The sequence below is a fragment of the Kocuria dechangensis genome, from assembly GCF_014636775.1.
Classification (GTDB): Bacteria; Actinomycetota; Actinomycetes; order Actinomycetales; family Micrococcaceae; genus Kocuria; species Kocuria dechangensis.
Genome location: NZ_BMEQ01000015.1, coordinates 96,145 through 111,030 on the forward strand (window position 1 = coordinate 96,145; position 14,886 = coordinate 111,030).

Annotated in this window: 16 protein-coding genes and 1 tRNA gene; 7 read left to right on the top strand and 10 right to left on the bottom strand. The window is 71.5% G+C overall.

Going from position 1 to position 14,886, the window contains the following annotated elements; translation table 11 throughout:
* Positions 1-8 precede the first annotated feature (8 nt).
* The 5 genes from IEW07_RS13620 to IEW07_RS13640 all read right to left on the bottom strand — a co-directional run bounded on the left by IEW07_RS13620 (position 9) and on the right by IEW07_RS13640 (position 3,469).
* Complete coding sequence (locus IEW07_RS13620; RefSeq protein WP_188538112.1) at positions 9-317, bottom strand: hypothetical protein; 309 nt, start codon at positions 315-317, stop codon at positions 9-11.
* 232 nt (positions 318-549) lie between these two features.
* On the bottom strand, positions 550-891 hold the full coding sequence (locus tag IEW07_RS13625) for a GNAT family N-acetyltransferase (RefSeq protein WP_188538114.1): 342 nt from the start codon (positions 889-891) through the stop codon (positions 550-552).
* Between the two features lie 74 nt (positions 892-965).
* Positions 966-1,439 (bottom strand): carboxymuconolactone decarboxylase family protein, encoded by a 474-nt coding sequence (locus IEW07_RS13630; RefSeq protein ID WP_188538116.1) that lies wholly within the window; start codon positions 1,437-1,439, stop codon positions 966-968.
* Positions 1,440-1,595: 156 nt separating this feature from the next.
* Positions 1,596-2,537 (bottom strand): glycosyltransferase family 2 protein, encoded by a 942-nt coding sequence (locus IEW07_RS13635; RefSeq protein WP_229741848.1) that lies wholly within the window; start codon positions 2,535-2,537, stop codon positions 1,596-1,598.
* Positions 2,534-3,469: a glycosyltransferase family 2 protein gene (locus tag IEW07_RS13640; protein ID WP_229741849.1), complete on the bottom strand. Its 936-nt coding sequence runs from the start codon at positions 3,467-3,469 to the stop codon at positions 2,534-2,536. Before IEW07_RS13640 ends, IEW07_RS13635 begins: the two co-directional genes overlap by 4 nt.
* 191 nt (positions 3,470-3,660) lie before the next feature.
* Here IEW07_RS13640 and IEW07_RS13645 point away from each other — a divergent pair, with 191 nt between their 5' ends.
* Genes IEW07_RS13645 through IEW07_RS13655 form a run of 3 tightly spaced genes read left to right on the top strand, consistent with a single transcriptional unit; the run spans position 3,661 to position 7,069 of the window.
* Positions 3,661-5,298 carry a circularly permuted type 2 ATP-grasp protein gene (locus tag IEW07_RS13645; protein WP_188538120.1) on the top strand — a complete coding sequence of 546 codons (1,638 nt, stop codon included), beginning with the start codon at positions 3,661-3,663 and terminating at the stop codon, positions 5,296-5,298.
* Positions 5,292-6,218, top strand: coding sequence for an alpha-E domain-containing protein (locus tag IEW07_RS13650; protein ID WP_188538122.1), 927 nt, complete (start codon positions 5,292-5,294; stop codon positions 6,216-6,218). Before IEW07_RS13645 ends, IEW07_RS13650 begins: the two co-directional genes overlap by 7 nt.
* On the top strand, positions 6,215-7,069 hold the full coding sequence (locus IEW07_RS13655; RefSeq protein ID WP_188538124.1) for a transglutaminase family protein: 855 nt from the start codon (positions 6,215-6,217) through the stop codon (positions 7,067-7,069). Before IEW07_RS13650 ends, IEW07_RS13655 begins: the two co-directional genes overlap by 4 nt.
* Positions 7,070-7,083: 14 nt before the next feature.
* On the opposite strand, the gene IEW07_RS13660 is transcribed toward IEW07_RS13655, so the two are convergent.
* The 4 genes from IEW07_RS13660 to glgC form a co-directional block, all read right to left on the bottom strand.
* Complete coding sequence (locus IEW07_RS13660; RefSeq protein ID WP_188538126.1) at positions 7,084-7,248, bottom strand: hypothetical protein; 165 nt, start codon at positions 7,246-7,248, stop codon at positions 7,084-7,086.
* Between the two features lie 5 nt (positions 7,249-7,253).
* On the bottom strand, positions 7,254-8,057 hold the full coding sequence (locus tag IEW07_RS13665; RefSeq protein WP_188538128.1) for a class E sortase: 804 nt from the start codon (positions 8,055-8,057) through the stop codon (positions 7,254-7,256).
* A gap of 187 nt (positions 8,058-8,244) precedes the next feature.
* A complete protein-coding gene (locus IEW07_RS13670) occupies positions 8,245-9,372 on the bottom strand; it encodes an LPXTG cell wall anchor domain-containing protein (protein ID WP_188538130.1) in 1,128 nt (375 codons plus the stop codon).
* Positions 9,373-9,915: 543 nt separating this feature from the next.
* On the bottom strand, positions 9,916-11,160 hold the full coding sequence (gene glgC, locus IEW07_RS13675; RefSeq protein WP_188538132.1) for a glucose-1-phosphate adenylyltransferase: 1,245 nt from the start codon (positions 11,158-11,160) through the stop codon (positions 9,916-9,918).
* A 211-nt stretch (positions 11,161-11,371) separates the two neighbouring features.
* On the opposite strand from glgC, the gene glgA reads away from it, so the two are divergent.
* The 4 genes from glgA (at position 11,372) to IEW07_RS13695 (ending at position 14,580) form a co-directional block, all read left to right on the top strand.
* Complete coding sequence (gene glgA / locus IEW07_RS13680) at positions 11,372-12,565, top strand: glycogen synthase (protein ID WP_188538134.1); 1,194 nt, start codon at positions 11,372-11,374, stop codon at positions 12,563-12,565.
* Between the two features lie 439 nt (positions 12,566-13,004).
* Positions 13,005-13,090: transfer RNA gene (locus IEW07_RS13685), tRNA-Leu, on the top strand.
* 88 nt (positions 13,091-13,178) lie between these two features.
* On the top strand, positions 13,179-14,273 hold the full coding sequence (locus IEW07_RS13690) for a tyrosine-type recombinase/integrase (protein WP_188538136.1): 1,095 nt from the start codon (positions 13,179-13,181) through the stop codon (positions 14,271-14,273).
* A gap of 55 nt (positions 14,274-14,328) precedes the next feature.
* On the top strand, positions 14,329-14,580 hold the full coding sequence (locus IEW07_RS13695) for a hypothetical protein (protein WP_188538137.1): 252 nt from the start codon (positions 14,329-14,331) through the stop codon (positions 14,578-14,580).
* Between the two features lie 10 nt (positions 14,581-14,590).
* On the opposite strand, the gene IEW07_RS13700 is transcribed toward IEW07_RS13695, so the two are convergent.
* Positions 14,591-14,791 (bottom strand): hypothetical protein, encoded by a 201-nt coding sequence (locus IEW07_RS13700; protein WP_188538139.1) that lies wholly within the window; start codon positions 14,789-14,791, stop codon positions 14,591-14,593.
* Between the last annotated feature and the right edge of the window lie 95 nt (positions 14,792-14,886).

Genomic DNA, 14,886 nt, shown 5'->3' on the forward strand with positions numbered 1-14,886 from the left:
GGATCCGGCTACGTGCCCGCAGGCCGGCAGGCCGTGCTCACGGGCTCCGGGGCCGGCTCCTCCGCCGTGATCCGGAGGTCCACGAGGTCGGCCCCCTCGAGCACCGGCAGCACCCGGGCGGCCAGCAGCGTCAGGGCGGCCGATCCCGCGGCCGTGTGCGTGTCCGCCTGCACGTGCAGCACCACGGTGGCTCCCCGCGACCCGCTGCTGCGGAGCACGCAGGCGCCCGGCGAGCTGTCGTCCAGGAGGGCCCGGACCGCGGTCTCGTCCACACGGCACACGGTGCGGATCGTCGCCTCGACCGTCCACGCGCTCATCGGTTCCCCCCACCGTGCGTCGGTTCTGAACGGGGCGGGTCGGGGCCGGCAGTGCGGCCCCGACCCGCCCCGGAGGCGCGGCGGCACCTCCTTGAGGCTCATGATGGGAACGGGCCGGGCCGGGACGCAACAGGCCACCGCCTCCGGTGCGCATTCGGGCCAGGCGGTGCACTTCGCGGCCCACCGGGGCGTCATGGTCGGACGCTCCGGCGGCGGAGGATCGAGCGGGGGCTCACTCGTGCGGGACGACCGCCAGGTGCTCAGGCCGCACGGGGACCGTGCGGGGCTCGTACTCGGGGTGCTTGCCCAGCCAGCCCTTGATGTAGGGGCAGACCACCACGACCGGCAGCCCGGCCTCGATGGTGCGGTCCAGCGCGTAGCGGGCCAGCTTCGAGGCCAGACCGCGCCCCGCGTAGGCGTCGTCGACGGTGGTGTGCCAGAAGATCCGCTGCGGGCCCGTCGGGTCGTCGAACGGCACATACTCGGTCCAGCCCACGGGACTGTCCCCGTCGACGACCTCGTAGCGCAGCAGGTCGGGGTTGTGGCGCACGGTGATGCTGGGATCGGTCTCCACGGCGGTCTCCTGGGTCGGCCCCGGACGGGCGCGGGGCGGTGCGGGCGGTGCGGTGCGGGAAACGACGGGCGCGGTCAGCGGAGGTCGGGGTCGTGCCGCACCGGGTGGCGGGAGAGGATCGACACCCGGTTGAAGGCGTTGATCGTCACCGCCGCCCACTGCAGCGCCGAGTACTGCTCGTCGGTCAGGGCGTCGCGGGCGGTGGCGAGCTCCTCCAGCCGGGTCTCGTCGTCGGGCAGCAGCGTGGCGGCCTCGCCGATGGCCAGGGCGGCCCGCTCCACCTCGGTGTACAGGTCCACCTCCCGCCAGGCGCTCAGCACGGCCAGCTGCTGCCCGCTGATGCCGGCCTTGAGCGCCAGGCGGACGTGCATGTCCAGGCAGTACGCGCAGGCGTTGAGCTGCGAGACCCGCACGTTCATCAGCTCCACCACCGCAGGGGTGAGCCCCGCGCCCTCGGCGGCGGCGTGGACCTTCCGGGACAGGCCGTTGAGCGCCCGCCAGCTGCCCGGGTCGGCCTTGTCGAGGAAGAAGCGGTGGGCGTCGGTCATGTCTGCTCCTCGGCGACTGGGGGGCGCGGCGCGGGCGCCGGGCGGGGCGTGGGCCCGTCACGTCGTCGCGCGGCGCCGGGGGACGAGCTGATCCTGATCATAGTTCGTCCTGTGCGGCAGGCCGGCGCACCCTGGCACGGGCCGTCCGCGACCGGGTCAACTGACGTAGCGGCGCGCCGTGCTGGTGCGCTGGGACTCCTCCAGGGCCAGGAACCGCCGTTCGACCCGGTCCGGCAGGGGACGCCGTTCGCGCAGCACCCACGGCGCCCCGCGCAGGGCGTCGAGCAGGGCCAGGGCGGTCACCCTGTCCCGGGGCGCGCCGACGAGGACGTCGCGGCTGCGGCGCAGCGCCGCCCGCAACGGCCGCCGGAGCCAGATGAACCACAGCGTGTTGCGCAGCCCGTGCCGCCGCCGCAGGTCCGGGTCGCGGACCGTCGACGCCCGGTGGTGGACCACGACGTCCGGGAGGTGGCACAGCTCCCAGCCGGCGGTCGCGAGGTCCGCGGCGAGGAGCTCCTCCTCACCGCCGAGCCACAACCGCTCGCTGAACCCGCCCACCTGGCGGAAGGCCGCGCGGCGGACCACGGAGGCGCCGGCCAGGAAGCTGCCCAGCGCCGGTCCCGGCAGCCACTCGGGTCCCTCGACGGGGGAGTGCAGCAGCTCCGCGTTGATGGGGTCCTCCCGCGCGCCGGGCTCCACGAGGATCCTGCCGGTGACCACGCCGATCCGGGGGTGGGCGTCGAGGGCGTCGGCGGCGCGGCGCAGGGCACCGGGCTCCCACCAGGTGTCGTCGTCGCAGAACGCGACGTAGGGGGCGTCCACCCGCTCCACGGCGACGTTGCGCCCCACCGCGCCCAGGTTCACCGGGCTCGCCACGAGCTCGGCCCACGCGTGCTGCTCCCGGACCGCCTCGGCGGTGCCGTCCGCCGAGCCGTTGTCGACGACGACGACGTGCGGGCGCTCCGGCAGCTCCCGCAGCCGGGACAGCGCCAGGAGGGCCTCGTCCCGGCGGTTGTGGGTGATCATCACGACCGCCGTGCGCGGGTCGGGTCGGACGTCCTCCGGGGGCTGCGGCGTGTGCGGGGCGGGGTCGGTCACGGGGTCGCCTCCGGAGCGGCGACCGGGGCGGCGCCCGGAGCCGCCGGGGCGGGTGCGCGCAGCACGGCGAGCGCGGCCTCCGTCGCCGGGGTGAGCCGCTTCCGGGCGCGCAGGGCCGCCGGGACCTGCGGGAGGGCGCGGCGCAGGCCGCGGCGTCCGACGCGCCCGCCGAGCAGCGCGGCGGAGAGCTCGTGCGCCACCACCCGCCAGGGCCGGCGCATCAGGGCGGTCAGGACGCTGCTCCGCACGAGGGCCGAGCGCCGCAGGCCGGGGCTCGACCTGCTCGGGGACGGGTGGTGGTGGGCCCGGACCTCGGGGACGTAGGACAGGCGCCAGCCGGCGTCGTGCAGGTCGAGGGCCACGCGCTCCTCCTCGCCGGGGAAGCGGACGACGTCGTCGAAGCCGCCGACCTCGAGGAACGCCGAGCGGCGCACGAGCGTCCCGCAGGCCACGAAGCCCAGCAGCGCGGGGCCGGGACAGCCGGCGGGAATGCCGAGCGGGGACGCGGCGAGCACCGCGTTGAGCGGGTCCGGGCGCTCCTCGGGCCCCACGGCGATGGAGCCGGCGATCAGCCCGAGCCGCGGGTGGGCGTCGAAGACGGCGGCGGCCCGCGCGAGCGCGCCGGGGGCCCACCAGGAGTCGTCGTCGGCGAAGGCGACGTACGGGGTGCGGGCCAGGCGCACGCCGATCGTGCGGGCGGCCGCGCCGATGTTGCGCGGGAGCTCCACGACGTGCACGTGCGGGTGGGCGGCGCGCACGGCCTCGACGGAGCCGTCCGTCGAGGCGTTGTCGACGACGATCACCGGGGCCTCGTGCCGGCCCAGGGACGCGACGAGCTCGTCCCGGCGGTTGCGGGTGGCCACGACGACCGTGACGCGGGCCGGCACGTCCTGGGCGTCGAGGCGGCGGGCGGGGGCGGGTCGGGTGCGCAAGGGGAACCTCCGGGAACGCGGTCGGCGGCGGCGCGGCCCGCGGGTGCGGACCCGCGACCCATCGTAGGGGCACGTCATCCCCGGCCTGCGGCGGTGCCGCGTGACACAATCTGGTTACGGCTGCGAAATGTGGTCGAGCCATACTCACGGAAAGACCGCCGAAGCCCCGGAAAGGCGCGTGATCGCCCGACATGTCCGATCTGTTCGAGAACTACGCCGCCGACATGGCCACGGCCGCGGCCTACGACGAGATGTTCGCCGCGGGCCTGGAGCTCAGGCCCGGCTACGACCAGGTCTGCGACGTCCTGGGCGAGCTCTCGCTGAGCGACGTCAACGCCCGTGCCGACTCCATGGCCCGGTCCTTCCTCGACCGCGGCGTGACCTTCGACTTCGCGGGGGAGGAGCGCCCGTTCCCGCTGGACATCGTGCCGCGCGTGATCACCGCGCCGGAGTGGGACGTCATCGAGCGCGGCGTGAAGCAGCGGGTCACGGCGCTCGAGTGCTTCCTCGACGACGTCTACGGCGCGCAGCGGGTCGTGGCCGACGGGATCGTGCCGCGCTCGCTCATCACGTCGTCGGCGCACTTCCACCGGGCGGTGTGGGGCTTCCGCCCGCCGGGCGGGGTGCGGATCCACGTGGCCGGGATCGACGTGGTCCGCGACCAGCAGGGCGTCTTCCGGGTCCTGGAGGACAACGTGCGGGTGCCCTCGGGGGTGTCCTACGTCATCGAGAACCGCCGGGCGATGGCCAAGGGCCTCCCGGAGGCGTTCATGTCCCAGTCCATCCGCGCCGTCGAGGCCTATCCCCGGCACCTCTACAACGCGCTGCGCGCCACCGCCCCCGAGGTGGTCGAGGACCCCGTCATCGTGGTGCTCACCCCGGGCGTGTTCAACTCCGCCTACTTCGAGCACACCCTGCTGGCGGGGCTCATGGGCGTGGAGCTCGTGGAGGGCCGCGACCTCGTGGTCCGCGGCGACAAGGTCTACATGCGCACCACCGACGGGGAGCAGCGCGTGGATGTGATCTACAAGCGGATCGACGACGAGTTCGTGGACCCCCTGCACTTCCGCTCCGACTCGGTCCTCGGCTGCTCGGGGCTGGTCAACGCGGCCCGGGCCGGCAACGTGACCATCGCCAACGCGATCGGCAACGGCGTGGCCGACGACAAGCTCACCTACTCCTACGTGCCCGACCTCATCCGCTACTACCTCGGGGAGGAGCCCATCCTCCCCAACGTGGACACCTACCGGCTCGAGGAGGACGACGCGCGCGCCTACGTGCTCGAGCACCTGGACGAGCTCGTGGTCAAGCCCGTCGACGGTTCCGGCGGCAAGGGCCTCGTGATCGGCCCCCAGGCGACCGCCGCGGAGCTGGAGGAGCTGCGGGCGAAGGTCCTCGCGGACCCGCGCGGGTGGATCGCCCAGCCCGTGCTGCAGCTGTCCACCGTGCCGACCTTCGCGGAGGGGGAGTTCAGCCCCCGGCACGTGGACCTGCGGCCCTTCGCGGTCAACAGCGGCGACGACGTCTACGTGCTGCCCGGCGGGCTGACCCGGGTGGCCATGAAGAAGGGCTCCCTGATCGTGAACTCGTCGCAGGGCGGCGGCTCCAAGGACACCTGGGTGCTGGGCCAGCCGCAGACCCAGGACCTCGACCCCGGACAGGCGCGGCACCCCGACCCCGACGCGTCCGTTCACACCTGGCCCGTCTCCGCGTCGTGGCAGGACGAGGGCGACAGCGGGCAGCAACAGCAACAGCAACAGCAGCAACAACAGGTGCAGGAGCAGCGGCAGTGCGCCGCGCCCCGTGCCCGGAAGGAGTCCTCGTGCTGAGCCGGATCGCCGAATCCCTCTTCTGGATCGGCCGCTACGTGGAGCGGGCCGACGGTGTCGCGCGGATCCTCGACGTGCACCTGGAGCGGATCACGCAGCTCCCGCTGGGGGAGCAGGAGGCGGAGGTCCGCCGGATCATGGCGGTCATGGGCGTGGAGCCGGCGGACGGCGACCACAGCGTGAAGTCCCTGATCCACGAGCTCGCCTGGAACAAGGACTGCCTGACCTCCATCTCGGGGTCCCTGCACGCGGCTCGCGAGAACGCCCGCCGCGCCCGGGAGACCGTGTCCTCGGCCATGTGGGAGTCGCTGAACTCCACCTACTACGGCCTGGGCCAGCACCGGCGCGACGTCGTCGGCACCTTCCGGGTCTGCCACTGGACCGTCGAGCGGATGGCGACGGTGCGCGGTCAGATCCAGATGACCATGGCCTACGACGAGTCCTGGATGTTCCTGTCCCTCGGAGCGGCGATCGAGCGCGCGGACATGACCTCCCGCCTGCTGTGGACGCGCTCTACGACCACGGCCGGGATGTCCTGGGTGTCGATCCTGCACTGCGCCGGCGCCTACGAGGCGTTCCTGCGCACCCGCTACGGGACGTTCAGCGACGAGTCCGCCACCGAGTTCCTGCTGCTGGACCGGCTCTTCCCGCGCTCGATCCTGCACGCGCTGACCACGGCCGAGGAGATCCTCGTCCAGCTGGAGCCGCGCATCCAGCGGGTGGGGTTCAAGGACGACGCCCGCCGGATCATCGGCGAGGCGCGCACCGCGCTGGAGTTCCACCACGCGGAGGACCTCATCTCGGTGCTGCCCGAGCACCTCAACAACGTCCAGGCGGCGTGCGCGCAGGCCTCCGAGGCCGTGGGCGCCAAGTACTTCTCGCACGCCATCGAGGCCTCATGGTTCGGAGGGATCCTGTGACCCGGCTCAAGATCGACCACATCACCCGCTACGACTACAACGACACCGTCTCCAAGTCCTACAACGAGGCCCGGATGACGCCGATCTCCGACGACGAGCAGGTGGTGCTCGAGGCGGAGCTGACGCTGAGCCCCGGCACCGCCACCGTCAGCAACTACCGCGACTACTGGGGCTCGCGGGTCGCGGCCTTCGACATCCAGGGCCGGCACAAGCACCTGGAGATCCACTCGACCTCCACGGTGGAGGTGCACCGCAGGGCCTCCGGCGACGAGCCGGACGGCCTGACGTGGGAGGAGCTCGCGGTGCCCGAGGTGCTCGACGCGGTGTCCGACCACGTCCCGCAGACCGCGCTCACCCGGCTCGGCCCCGACCTCGATGCGGCCGCCGACGAGATCCGCGCCTCCGCGGCCAACCCGGCCGAGGCCGCCACGGCGGTCTTCGCAAAAATCGCCGGGCACATGCAGTACGTGCCCGGCGTCACGGGCGTGCACACGGACGCCGAGGCCGCGTGGCGGGAGGGCAAGGGCGTGTGCCAGGACCTCGCCCACGTGGGCATCGGCATGCTGCGCCACATCGGGATCCCGGCCCGCTACGTCTCCGGGTACCTGCACCCGGACTACGAGGCGGGGATCGGCCGGACGGTGCCGGGGGAGTCCCACGCGTGGGTGGAGTGGTGGAACGACGGCTGGTGGGCCTACGACCCCACCAACCACACCAAGCTCACCGACTTCCACGTCACCGTGGGCCGCGGCCGCGACTACACCGACGTGCCCCCGCTCAAGGGCATGGTCACCGGCGGGGGCGGCACCTCCGCGCTCCTGGTCAAGGTCGAGGTCACGCAGACCGCCTGAGGCTCGGCCCTCGCTCAGCCGCTGCCGAGCGTCACGTCGCGGGTCAGCGGTGAGTACTGGGCCGCCCACGGGAAGACGAGCTCCATGAGCGCCAGCACGACGCCGGCCACCAGCAGCGCCGTGATCAGGACCCGCACCCACAGGGGGCCGGGCAGCCGGGCGAAGATCCACGCGTACACGGGGCTCAGCTCCTCTCTGTCCCGGTCTGTGTTCCAGCCTGTGTCCCGGTCTGTGTCTCCGTCCCGGCGGCGACCGTGCCGGTGATCTCGGCCGGCGGGCCGGCCGTGGCGGGCCGCCAGGACTCCAGGACCGCGTAGCCGATGAACCGCTCCGTGTCACCGAACCGGGGGTGGCAGGTGGTCAGGGTCAGCAGGCGCTCCGTGGCGGCTGCGCCCGGGTCCGACGGGACCGGGGCCAGCACCCGGGTCTCGGTCGGCGCCACGATCTCGCCGTTCCGATAGGCGTAGGTGTAGTAGCCCTCTGCCGTGCGGACGTGGATCCTGTCCCCGGGCTCCAGCGTGTGGATCAGGTCCAGCACCTTGCCGTTGGACTGCCGGTGGCCGGCGACGGCGAAGTTGCCGACCTGGCCCGGCATCGCCGTGGAGGGGTAGTGCCCGAGGCCGAGGGTGTCCAGGACGTCCGCCCCGGTGCCCTGGATCAGCGGACGGGCGTAGTCCTTCCCAAAGCGCGGCACGTAGACGATGCCGATCGGTTCGCCGTAGCCGGGAGGGGCGGTCTCCGGGGGTGCTCCATCTGCTGGCTCTCCACCGGCCGGCTCCGCACCGGCCGGCTCCGCACCCGCCGGGGGAGCAGCAGCGGGTGCGCCGTCCAGCTCCCGCGCCACCTGCGCCACCACCTCCTGCTGGGTCTCGGTGGCGTCGATGTTCGTCCACCACAGCTGCCACACCACGAACAGCACCACCAGCAGGCCGATCGTGATCAGCAGTTCCCCCGCCGCCCGGGCGATCCGGCCCCACGCACCCGGCACGTGCGGAGCGGGGGACCGGCTCGACCCCTGCCGGGCGGCTACCTGAGGCGCCCGGGCCTTCCTGAGCACGTGCGCTCCTCCCCCTCCGGGCGGACCGTCCGATCCGACGGGACGTCCTTCGTCCGCAGCACGCCGTGGCGCGCGTCGGGCGCCGTCCTCGAGCACTTCCACGGCCGTGGCCCGCGCGTCACGCCGTCCTCCGGCGCAGCATCATCCCGAGGGCCAGGAGGAGCGTGCCCAGTCCCGCGGCGACCAGGACGTTGCTCCCGACGCCGGTGTCCGCCAGATGCTCGCCGGGCACGTCGGCGAACACGGTGGCGGGTGCGGCGTCCTCGGCGGTCGGCACGCCTGCCGGCGCGCTGACCGGCACGGTGGTCGGTGCGGTGGTCGGTGCGGCGACGGCGTGCATGCCGGCCGGCGCGGCCAGGACGCTCACGCTCGTGGGCACCACGGAGGTGGCCACCGGAGCAGGGGCCGCCGTCCCGGGAAGAGCCGTCGGCGCGGCGGGCTGCTGGATCACCGGGATCTCGACCGGGGCCGGCGTCCGCTCGACCGTGACGGCGGCCGGCGGCTGCACCGCGGGCTGCTCGGCAGCCGGGGCCTCGGTGAGCGGCGGCTGCACGGCCGGCTCCTCCAGCACAGGGGCCTCGGGGAGCGGGGGCTGCACCTCGGGCTGCTCGACGACAGGGGATCCGGGGAGAGGGGGCTGCACGGCCGGCTCCTCCAGCACAGGGGCTTCGGGGAGCGGGGGCTGCACCTCGGGCTGCTCGACGACAGGGGATCCGGGGAGAGGGGGCTGCACGGCCGGCTCCTCCAGCACAGGGGCTTCGGGGAGCGGAGGCTGCACCTCGGGCTGCTCGACGACGGGCGGCTGGTCCACGACCGGCGGCTCGACCACCGGGGGCTCGTCGACAACCGGCGGCTGGTCGATCACCGGCTCTTCGACGACCGGGGGCTCCACGACCGGGGGCTCGTCGACAACCGGCGGCTGGTCGATCACCGGCTCTTCGACGACCGGCGGACCCTCCTGCCCGTTCCCGCCACCGTTGCCGTTCCCACCTCCGTTGTTGCCGTTGCCGTTGCCTCCGCCGTTGCCGTTCTCGCCGCCGTTACCGTTGCCGTTGTTGCCGCCGTTGCCGTTGCCGCCGCCGACATCGGTGTTGCCTCCGCCGTTGCCGTTACCGACGCCATTGTTGCCGCCGCCGACATCGGTGTTCCCGCCGCCGTTGCCGTTGCCGACCCCGCCGTTGCCGTTCTGGGCCGAACTCTCGACCAGGAGGCCCGCGGCTTCGGCCGAGGCGGGGGCGACGGTCACCTGAGGCGTCCCCGTGAAGGAGTCGGCAGATGCGGTGGGAGGAGCCGCAAGGGCGCCGGTGAATCCCATGAACGTGAGGGCTGTCGCCGTCGGTGCCACGAAGAGGGCCCGGGCCAGATGAGTGTTCACTGTGTTCTCCAGTCAAGTCTGAGGGGCGTTACTGATCAGTCATTAATCTAAGCAAAGAACATGCGAAATGATGTACACACAAAGTCCGACGGCCCTCAGTCCAGGACGCCTCGTCGTAGCGGGCAGCCAGGTCGCCTCAGGTCCCTGACGTGGCGCGACGCCGCGCTGCTGCTCTCTGGCTGAGGCACCGGCCCACCCTCGTGTCCCCCGATGTGCGCCGGACCGCCAGCGCTCTGTCCCCCGATGTGCAGCAGGGAGGGGGGCCGTATCGATGCCGTGTGACGTCCTGCGCCGACGTTCCCGTCGCGGCGGCCGCCGACCCGTGGCCCGATCGCCTGACAGCACGACGGCGCCGCCCCACCTCGCGAGGTGGGGCGGCGCCGTCGTCGTTCGTGGAGCGGTGCCGGGGCGCCGCTACTGCTCGAAGCGGTAGTTCTTCGGGGCCACCGTCAGGCCGGAGGTCGTCACCGTGAGCCCGCGCGCCTTGTCCTCCTCGCGGTTCACGCCCACGCGCACTCCCGGCGGGACGACCACGTTCTTGTCGAGGATGCAGCGATCGACCACTGCGCCCTCGCCGATCTGGACGTTCTGCAGGAGTATGGACTGGTTGACCGTGGCGTCGTTCTGCACGAGGACCTTCGGCGAGAGCACCGACTCGCTCACCCGCCCGCCCGTGACGAGGACACCGGCCGAGAGGATCGAGTCCGTGGTGATCCCGCCCTCGCCGTGGGGGCCGCGCACGAGCTTGGCCGGCGGGGCCTGGACCGCGTGCGTGTAGATCGGCCAGGAGTAGTTGTAGAGGTTGAACACCGGCAGCGGACGGATGAGGTCCATGTGGGAGTCGTAGTAGGAGTCCAGCGTGCCGACGTCCCGCCAGTACTGGCGGTCGCGCTCGGTGGAGCCCGGGATGTCGTTGTGCGTGAAGTCGTAGACCGCGGCCTCCCCGCGATCCGCGAACCACGGCATGATGTCCCCGCCCATGTCGTGGGCGGTGTCATCCCGGGCCGAGTCCACCCGCAGCGCCTCGACCAGGGCGTCGGTGTCGAAGACGTAGTTGCCCATCGAGGCCAGGAACGCGTTCGGGTCGTCGGGCAGGGGAGCGGTGGACTCCGGCTTCTCCACGAACCGGGTGATCTTCGTGACGTCGTCGGGGTCCGTCTCGATGACGCCGAACGAGGTCACCATGTCCATGGACTGGCGCACGCCGGCGACCGAGGCCCGGGCGCCGGAGGCGATGTGGAAGTCCACCATGGCCGAGAAGTCCATCCGGTACACGTGGTCCGCGCCGACGACGACGACGATGTCGGGCTTGGCGTCGTCGATCAGGTTCATCGACTGGTAGATCGCGTTGGCGGAGCCGAGGTACCACTCCTTGCCGCGACGCTGTTGCGCGGGCACGGTCGCGACGTAGTTGCCCAGCTGCGTGGACAGCCTCCACGTCTCGGACACGTGACGGTCCAGGGAGTGGGACTTGTACTGCGTGAGCACCACGATCTGGAGGTATCCGGAGTTCACCAGGTTGGACAGCGCGAAGTCGATGAGCCGGTAGCTCCCGCCGAACGGCACCGCAGGCTTGGCGCGGTCCTCGGTCAGGGGCATCAGGCGCTTGCCCTCGCCCCCGGCCAGCACGATCGCGAGAACCTTCTTTCGTTGGGGCATGACTACCTCTCTGACTTCTTCGGCAACAGTCGCAGCACGGCCGGCTGGAGGCGCCGGCGCGCTCCGGGGGCGCTCTCATTGTGTCTTAACAGCAGCTAAGGAAGGTGAGCCGTGCCACGGAAGGTCGCACGTGTCCTCCGGATGACAGCCGGTGACGGTTCCCGCCGCGCCGCCCGCGCCGTGCGGAGCCCCCTGCAGTACGCTCGGGATCGTGCGAGTCGATATCTTGTCCAAGGAGTTCCCGCCCGAGATCTACGGCGGCGCCGGAGTCCACGTGTCCGAGCTCTCGCGGGTCCTGGCCCCGCTGGTCGATCTGAAGGTGCGCTGCTTCGGCGCGCCGCGCGATCCGGTGGTCGACGGGGCGGAGGTCAGGGCCTACCCCGTCCCGGCCGAGCTGGCCTCGGCCAACGCCGCGGTGCAGACCCTGGGCGTGGACCTCGCCATGGTGGGGGACATCGGCGGGGCGGACCTCGTGCACTCCCACACCTGGTACGCCAACATGGCCGGTCACCTGGCGTCGCTGATGTACGGGATCCCGCACGTCCTCTCCGCCCACTCCCTCGAGCCCCTGCGCCCGTGGAAGGCCGAGCAGCTGGGCGGCGGCTACGCCATCTCCTCGTTCGTGGAGAAGACCGCCTACGAGGCCGCCGCCGCGATCATCGCCGTCTCCGACGGGATGCGCAACGACATCCTGCGCGCCTACCCCGAGGTCGACCCCGACCGGGTCCGGACGGTGCACAACGGCATTGACGTCACCCGCTGGGAGCGCGACGAGAACACCGACGTCCTCGAGGCCCACGGCATCGACCCGGCCAAGCCTTCCGTGGCCTTCGTGGGCCGGGTGACCCGGCAGAAGGGCGTGCCCTACCTGTTGCGCGCCGCCGCGCTGCTGCCCGAGGACGTCCAGCTGGTGCTGTGCGCCGGCGCCGCCGACACCCCCGAGCTGGGGGCGGAGGTCAACGCCCTCATCCACGACCTGAAGGCCACCCGCTCCGGGGTGGTGCTCATCGAGGGCATGCTGCCGCGCCGCGAGATCGTCCAGATCCTCTCCAACGCCACGGCCTTCGCCTGCCCCTCCATCTACGAACCGCTGGGCATCGTGAACCTCGAGGCCATGGCCTGCGGCACTGCCGTGGTCGCCTCCGCCACCGGCGGCATCCCGGAGGTCGTGGTCGACGGCGAGACCGGCCGGCTCGTGGCGCTCGAACAGGTCCAGGACGGCACCGGCACCCCGCTCGACCCGGAGCGGTTCGTCGCCGACTTCGCGGCCGCTCTCACCGAGGTCGTCTCCGACCCGGCGCGCGCCCGCGCCATGGGCGAGGCAGGACGACGCCGCGTCGAGGAGCACTTCTCCTGGTCGTCGATCGCCGAGCGGACCGTGGAGGTCTACGGCTCCGTGCTGTGACGCCCCGTGCCTCCCGCGGACTGCGGCAGCGTCCGCGGGAGGAGGCGGCGGTCGCCGGGGACCCCCAGGGGGTGCGGGTCGGCAACGACCGCCGCCGGCACAGGGGAGGGGGGTCCCCGGCCACCCCGCGAGCCGGTGGCGCCACGGTGGAGGGGAATCGCACCGGCTGCGCACGCACGGCCTTACGGGGGAGCATCGCACCAGGTCAGCTGGAAAACCCGGGCGCTGCTCGCCCCACATTCAACCCGACCTCGGGTCCCCAGCGGAAGATGTGCAGGAGCTTCGCGGCCGAATCGTTGTGCCCGCCGAACGGCCGACAGCCGGGCCGCCTCGTCCGCCGGCGCTCGATGTGAACTCCCGAGGTACATGTGGTAACTTATTTCCTGTTGCGTTCAGCGAAGGCGGCCGGAAACGGTGCGGACCGGACCTGGATCCACTCGCGCGGGTGGCGGAATAGGCAGACGCGCTAGCTTGAGGTGCTAGTCCTCGTATTAGAGGGTGGGGGTTCAAGTCCCCCCTCGCGCACAGGGAACGGCCTGGTCAGGCCGGAGACGGTAGCCCCGTCGTTGACAGGAGAACGAATCCTGTTGACGGCGGGGCTATTGTCGTCCTCATGGCAAGCATCAGAGAGCGTGTGCGCAAGGACGGGTCGACGACCTGGGCGGTGCTGTGGCGCGACATGGACACCGGCACCCAGACGTCCCGCACCTTCGACGATCGGCGCGAGGCACAGATGCTCAAGGACTTCCTCGATGCGAACAACAATTCCTTCCGGCTGGCCGTCAGAGTGGCGTCCGAACTGCGTTCCCAGTCCCCGGCGGTCCGCGATGTCCTTACCGGACACATCGAACGACTGACCGGCGTTGAGTCCGGAACGCGCAGCAAATATCGCCGGATGGCCATCAAGCACATCATCCCGGCTCTCGGAGCCCGGCCGGTCGACAGGCTGACCCGCGCCGACGTCGCGTCCTGGTTCAACGCCCTGGAAGTAGCGCCCAAGACGCGTAAGAACATCCACGCCCTGCTGTCCGCGGCATTGGAGACAGCGGTCGGGGACCACCTCATCAGCGAGAATCCGGCCAAGGGCATCCGTGGGCCGAAGTCCGCTCCTCGTCGTCCTGCCGTCTTTCTCACGCGCCCGGAGGTGGACGTCATCGCCGAGACCATCGACCCGCGCTGGTCCGGTTTCATCCACCTGCTCGCTGCTTCCGGATTGCGCTACGCCGAAGCCACCGCTCTGCGGCCCAGCGACATCCGGTTCAAGGACGAGCGGGCTATGATCAGCGTCCATCGTGCGTGGAAGCGAACCGATGACGGAGAGAAGCTGGGCACTCCGAAGTCACCGCGATCTCACCGCGAGGTCACCGTCTCGCGGACGGCCACGGCTCGCTTGCAGAACGACCTGAAGGGCGTGAGCCGTCAGGAACTTGTCTACACCCGTCCCGGAGGGGCGCATCTGCGCAACGGGTGGTTCCACGAGAATGTCTGGGGTCCAACCATGGTCGAGCTCGACGGACAGGGCGTGCTTCTGGCGCGGCCCGTCTTGCACGACCTGCGTCACACGCATGCGTCCTGGTTGCTGGCTGCCGGCGTGCCTATTCATGTCGTGTCCGCGCGGTTGGGCCACGAGTCCATCACCACCACCGTCAACACTTACGGCCATCTCGTCAATGAGGCGGACCGGTTGGCAGCTGACGCGCTCGACTAGCTTTCGTCGGCTTCCGCTCACAGACGTGCCTGCCCGCGGACGCATACTGTGACGCATGGATGACCCAGGGGCCGCTGAAAGGAAGTGGCGTCACCTGGCAGAGGCGCACCGAGAACTGTTGTTGGATCCACGCACTGCAGTGATGCGCGACCTTGCGCGTGCGGCCGGCGTTCCCGAGAAGGATGCATTGCTGTGGCTGCTGGTCCCTTCGTCGTACTTTGAGCAGCAGGACGAGCTGATGAATCGTCTCGATGAACCTGAACTGCTGCTGAACGCAGCTCACGACGAGTTTGACGCAGGGTCGTGACAGCGGGCGTCTACTCCTTATCCTCCAACTCGAGCAGTCGCAGATGCGCGGCGGCGGCCATGGCGATGATCCTGGCGTTGCCCTTCTCGGAGACGGTCACGATTCGATTGCCTTCGCAGGGTATGCGGATGCTGAACGTGCCGTTAGGATTTTCGGTCAGCAGGCGGGCGGCCGCGACGTCCAGCGGTTCGCGTCCGGGGTGATGGGCCATGCGTACCATGATGCGCCAACCGGCGTTACCTAGTGCCTAGGGGTTGAAGTTCCTCAGCGGTTGTTGGGGTGGGACCATGGGACATGGCGAATCAT

Bases quoted from the DNA above. Each gene is read 5' to 3' on its own strand.
- IEW07_RS13645 (WP_188538120.1), top strand. From the start codon at position 3,661: ATGTCCGATCTGTTCGAGAACTACGCCGCCGACATGGCCACGGCCGCG.
- IEW07_RS13620 (WP_188538112.1), bottom strand. From the start codon at position 317: ATGAGCGCGTGGACGGTCGAGGCGACGATCCGCACCGTGTGCCGTGTG.
- IEW07_RS13700 (WP_188538139.1), bottom strand. From the start codon at position 14,791: ATGGCCCATCACCCCGGACGCGAACCGCTGGACGTCGCGGCCGCCCGC.
- IEW07_RS13630 (WP_188538116.1), bottom strand. From the start codon at position 1,439: ATGACCGACGCCCACCGCTTCTTCCTCGACAAGGCCGACCCGGGCAGC.
- IEW07_RS13695 (WP_188538137.1), top strand. From the start codon at position 14,329: ATGGATGACCCAGGGGCCGCTGAAAGGAAGTGGCGTCACCTGGCAGAG.
- IEW07_RS13690 (WP_188538136.1), top strand. From the start codon at position 13,179: ATGGCAAGCATCAGAGAGCGTGTGCGCAAGGACGGGTCGACGACCTGG.
- glgC (WP_188538132.1), bottom strand. From the start codon at position 11,160: ATGCCCCAACGAAAGAAGGTTCTCGCGATCGTGCTGGCCGGGGGCGAG.